Source organism: Flavobacteriales bacterium (assembly GCA_013001705.1).
Classification (GTDB): Bacteria; Bacteroidota; Bacteroidia; order Flavobacteriales_D; family JABDKJ01; genus JABDLZ01.
Map to the genome: position 1 here is coordinate 1 of JABDLZ010000278.1, position 2,788 is coordinate 2,788.

The window sequence follows — 2,788 nt, forward strand, 5'->3', positions numbered from 1 at the left end:
CCTATGAGGATTCCGAACTACAGAGTCAGTACTGCAATGAGACCTATGACCTCTCCCAGTCCATCTATTCAGAACGCGATGATCTGGGTCAGCTCTATTCCAATCCCAATGTACCGGTGAAAGGATACCGCTTCCGCTTCGAAGAGCAGGGAGGTGGACTGATCGTGAATTATACCAATCTGGGAGAGACCCCATATATTACTTTGGCCAGCGTACCTGGTCTGGAATATGGTACCACCTATGACGTCTCGGTCAGCCACAAAGTAAGGATGCGAGCCAATGGTAGCATCTTCGAGTTCTGGTCACAATACGGTACGCCATGTCCGATCACCATACAGGCCGATGTGCCTACCACCCAATTGCAGTCTCAGTTCTGTCCAAGTACCACCGACCTTTATCTGGAGGATCAGATTCAGGCTGTACCCGTGCCGGGGGCCGATCAGTACCGATTCACCTTCGATGGTCCGGGCGGTCCATTTGTAGAGACATCCAGCAACTACGCGATGTTCTTGTACAATGTAGGTCCCTTCGGTGGTCCAGGGCTTCAGTATGGTTCTGTTGGATATAACGTAACTGTAGAAGTACAGGTCAATGGCGCCTGGAGCGCACCTGGTGCTTCTTGTCTGATCGCCATGGCCTCTGAGCCTGAGAATACTGAGGTACAGGGTTCGTACTGCGGTGGTTCTTTCGACTATCCGGATCCGAACTTCATTCTCGCAGAGTATGTGTACGGAGCTACTGGCTATGAGTGGGAGTGGACACCTACTTCGGGACAGACTGGAGGTATCCAGACCACCACTACCAATGGTATCTCACTTGCATTCCATACCACCGATCTCGATCTGAGTGGAGGAGGATCTTGGGATGTGCGGGTCAGGGCCTTGGCCGATGGACAGAATGGATCCTTCTCGACCGTATGTGTGATCAATATCACAGCTGCAGGACCTATTGCTCCTCCATCGGAAGATGGGGATGTCAAGTTGACTTCGAATGAAGTTTCATCCATCAGTCTCTATCCGAATCCGAACACAGGTACGGAATTCATTCTTGAACTGGATGAGCAACGAGATGGCACTGCACCCCTGCAGATCGCTATCTACGATATCACTGGAAGTCTGGTCTTTACAGAGCAGATATCTGTGAAAGGTGCGGCTAATATCATGGTCCGCCCTGATCAGAAGCTTAAGACCGGTCTCTATCTCGTACGGGTATGGGATGGAGATGTGGAGACTACGCTACGCATGATGGTAGAATAGTTCTAACCGTTTTCACGATTTGATAGAGGGCATTCCGAAAGGGATGCCCTTTTTTATTGTGATGTGTGTCCTGTTGGATAGGTGGTTCGACTGAACTTGGATAGGAACTCGGATAGAAGTCGAAATACGAGTCAGATGTCCGATGGGAATGATCCTATTCAACCAGAGCATTAAAGGATGCTGGAAAAATAGCACTTTGACAGCGTTCGACTTTTACCTAAATTTAAACTCGACTGTAGAAGAGGAGTAGGTCATAGCTAGGATTGAAGTATAGAGGCTAGCTACGATAAGACCGCCAATACCATCGTATGAGACGTATGGAGATGTGAAAGGATCGAATAATCGACCGATTCCCGATTGCAGGTAAGATTTCTTGAATCAGATTCAAGATAATGGACAAAAGTGCTTTTAGTCACTCAACCTTTTTACATGATGATCAAACAAATAACCTGTGTATCATGCTTGATAGTAGCTATGATATTCACCTCCTTTTCTGGATATGCACAACCGACATTCATCGGGACTCAGTTAGTGGATGGTAGCTATCAGACACACAATCTGAATGATCTGGGCGCTTTCCGTCAGGTCCGACTTCAATCTACCAGTGGGGCCACTGGCCGAGTTTGGGAGTTTGCAACTGGAGACTACTTTGAAAATTGGCGTCCGTATACGGCTTTTCAGACATTGGCAGGGTTCGATCAAGTGATTGATCCTGCGACTGAAGCTGCGTCAGCGCGATATAACAGCAGTTATGGAGGGCAATCCGGAGAACTACCATCGATTACTTCAGGCAATTACTACACCATCAATGTGACGGAATATGCCCCTCCTACGAATCAATTCATGGCCATTCTGGAGACGTCATTTAATCCTGCGACAATCACTACCGTCACGAATGACCCACCTGTTGAAAATACAGCAACGGATGTGGACGTGACCTTATCGGCTGCACCCTCAGCAGGTGAGTTTGTTTATGTCCGCTACAGCTCGGATGGCTTCGCCACCTCCAATTACGCTTCAGTCTCTTTCACCGGAGCCAACGGTACGGCCAGTCTGCCCGGATTGCCTGAAGGCGCAACAATGGTCTATTATGTTCTGTCTTCTTCACTTGGGTCCACAGCACTTGGTTCGGAAGTAGGTGCAGTGGGTGCAGTGGCATATGACATGGCCACCTTGAACTTGAATAATAATGGTGGAGCCAATTACTCCTATACCGTCCCCGACACTACTCCACCTAACATCCTCTCAGTGTCGATCTCTTCTGACAATGCAGATCCAACTCTAGCGAGAACAGGAGATGTGATCAGCATCGCTTTCACCACGGATGAGACTCCTGATGGCACCCCCACAGCCACCATCCAAGGTAATACCGCCTCGGTCTCAGGCTCTGGTACTTCGTGGACAGCCACTTGGACCGTACAAGGATCGGATACCAATGGTCCCGCGTCATTTTCCATTACGATTCAAGATGCAGCAGGAAATCCTGATACGGCCACGGCCACTACAGATGCAAGTTCGGTGAGCATTGATAC

At 49.0% G+C, this 2,788-nt stretch carries 2 protein-coding genes; both read left to right on the top strand.

Annotation, left to right across the window (positions count from 1 at the left end; translation table 11 throughout):
- The coding region (locus HKN79_11130; GenBank protein NNC84119.1) for a T9SS type A sorting domain-containing protein at positions 1 to 1,256 on the top strand (1,256 nt) is incomplete at its 5' end.
- A gap of 474 nt (positions 1,257 to 1,730) precedes the next feature.
- Positions 1,731 to 2,788, top strand: a 1,058-nt coding sequence (locus HKN79_11135; protein NNC84120.1) for a hypothetical protein, incomplete at its 3' end; no start/stop codon positions are given.